Origin of the sequence: Bartonella sp. AP11XZML (assembly GCF_042196445.1) — a bacterium.
Taxonomy (GTDB): domain Bacteria; phylum Pseudomonadota; class Alphaproteobacteria; order Rhizobiales; family Rhizobiaceae; genus Bartonella.
On sequence record NZ_JBHIQF010000048.1, the window covers coordinates 1 to 3,057 of the forward strand.

Genomic DNA, 3,057 nt, shown 5'->3' on the forward strand with positions numbered 1-3,057 from the left:
CATCAATGCGCAACTGTCTCACAATTTCTCCCTTCATGGTGATGTAAGTTATCAACAAAAGCTTCAGAAAACTGGTATATCCGGAACAAACTTTTCAGGTGGCATACGCTATCAGTTTTAAATCAAGGCTGTAAAAATAGCCTATTCATTCTATTTAATTTAACAAAAAGGGCAGCACAATATGCTGCCCTTTTTGTACATTAAAGTCATCCTTTTTCCTTTTAAAGCACCCTTCCCTCTTTATACTTAGTTCTTTACGAAAATCTCCAAGACAAGACACAACAAACGCAACAGAGCACTTCCATCCCCAGTGGATGAAGAGTACTTCCTACTTTGAAAAAAAGAGAAGTCTATTAGAAATAAATTAATACCACTGTGTTGAAAGATGAAAACCCACTTTAAGCCCAAGTAAGTTAGCTTTTTTACAAGCTTCTTCTACATCCTTTTTTGTTCCCTCATAACCCCAATTTGCGTCATATAATAAACCCTACCATCACGTAAAAGATGTCATGGTAGTACTATATCAGTATCTCAGAATATTTCTCTGAATAATAATATTCAAAATTATAATTCTTTAAATAAAATCAATTATAAATACATTTTGTATTAGACATAATTAATATCAATTATTTTTTAATTTTGACAAAAAACCAAAAATGTCTTACCAAATAAAGACAATTACTGAAATTAATAACAACTATCCATTTTCACTTCTTCTTATGAAGTTCGCGGGGAAATGAATATTTGGGGGCTATCATAAGGAGAATACTAGTGTATAAAACATCCCTTTTATCATGCACAGCTGCAGCCGCTATTATCCTGTTCAACATCCAGTTCAGTGCACATGCTGAAATCCTCGTAGTTTCTGAGGGAAAACAACAAGAAGTATCCGATAAAACCTACGAAACTATTCACGCAAAAGACGGTGGCAAAATCATTGGAAAACATTTAACCATTGTTATGAATAAAGATATAAACCAAGACACAAACAAAACCGTCTATGCTGTAACAGCAGAAGGTGCTGACAGTGCGATTGAGTTACTGGATGGCACAACCATTAAAGGCACTGGTTCTGGTATTTTCTTAGGCCTTGAAGCCAAAGACGGTGCTACACTTCAAATGACTAAGGGAACAATTACATATTCTGGAATGGAGGCCTCCTCATCTGGCATTTTATCTAGCACTGGTGCTTCCTTTTCTGACAGTAAGAGTAAAAAAAACAAGCTGGAAGACGTGGTAATATCGAGTGAAAACGATAACAGTTCACTATCCTTAGGAATAAGTGCTAAAAACAGCACAGTAACCTTGAACAATGTAACCGTTACTCAAGCACTAACAGGCATATTTGCAGATGATCACTCGACAATAACAGTGTCTGGAGGATCACTCGATGGGGAAACTGATGGGGTATATGCTGGAAACGGCAGCATCATTACTTTAAACAACAATGTTACAGTCGCATCATCTAAGGGTAATGCACTCCATGCAGATGGTATAGAATCCAAGATCACCATGAAAGGAGGGGCTGTCATAGGAGGAAGTTTGAATGGACATGAAGGCGCATTATTTACAGAAAATGGTGGACGTATTGAAATTACGGATGTTACTCTAACAACCGATAACTTCGGAAACGGTGCAAATGCCAATGGCTTTGGAAGCATAATTGAATTAAAAGGCAAAACAAGCATTGAAAAAGTTAGAGATGGACTGAGAGCAGAAAAAGGTGGTAAAATCACCAGCGAAGATTTAACAATAACTGCTTATGAAAACCAAGAATACGGCACTTCTGGTATAATAGCCATTAATCCTAATAGTGAAATTCAATTAAAGGGGCATACAACCTTTGAAAAAGTTTCGTACGGTCTTGGAGCCTATAATGGTGGTAAAATTACCAGCGGAGATTTAATAATAGTCGGTGGTAAAGCAATTAATGACAACCCCAATGAAGCACGATCTGGTGTATGGACAGCAGGCTCTGGGAGTGAAATTCAGTTAACGGGCAAAACAACCATTCAAAATTTTGATGAAGGTCTTTATGCAGAGGATGGAAGTAAAATCATTAGCGGAGATTTAACAATAATCGGTGGTGAGTCCGAAGCAGCAACCGTTGGTGTAAACACTTGGGAGGCTGATAGTATAGTTGAATTAAATGGCAAAACAACCATTCAAAATGTTGATGTTGGTCTCGCTATTGGTAAAGATGGCACAATTAAGATGATTAATGGCGCTATTGATGCTAATTCTAAAAGTCTAGATACCCAATCCGACGCCCTTCAGAATGGGAAGAAAAATAAAATAGAAGCAAAAAAAGTTGCAATGGTTGTAATAAATGGCGGCCATATTGATCTAACGGATGTTTCTGCAAAAGTAGGAATCAGTGGCTTACAGTTCTTGGCTGTCTCTGATATTGATAAAAATGAATCAGATGATCCACAAAAACACCAAAGTAGTGAGATCAATCTAACTAATGCAGAGCTTCATGCTGAAAATGGTACTGGAATTTTTGTTGGAGCTTTTACTAACGATAACATTGAAGATATTCAAGGTTTGTCAATCGGTACAGTCAATCTCAAAAATTCAGAAATCCATGCCGACGTATTATTAGGAGATGGTATTTTCGAAAATCCAAAATCTTGGGGAACCGATAATTATTGGAATGATAAAAAGGTTAAAGCGATCTCCAACGGCACTTTTACATTAAGCGCTGATCAGTCTACTCTAGAGGGCAGAGCGAATATTGCTAAAGATAGAACTGTACGTTTTGATCTAAAAAACAAGACAACATGGACGTTGAAAATCAGCAAACATGAAAAAGATGATGATGGCAATCTGCTTGATATCGCTCAAAGATCTCGTTCTGATATTTCTGTGCTAAACCTCAACAACAGCTCTATTGTTTTTGAGAAACCAACAGAAGATCACTACCAAACATTGCATATAGGTTCTGGTAAACCAGACACGCAAGAAGTCTACAACGCAACGGGTGATGCAAAGATTTACTTCAACGCACAATGGAGTGATGGAGCACCCATCGCCGATCAAAAAACCGATAGGCTT

Annotated in this window: 1 pseudogene; it reads left to right on the forward strand. The window is 37.3% G+C overall.

The window, feature by feature from the left end:
* Positions 1-771: 771 nt before the first annotated feature.
* Positions 772-3,057, forward strand: a pseudogene (locus tag ACFIMG_RS05175) (autotransporter outer membrane beta-barrel domain-containing protein); the annotation flags it as partial.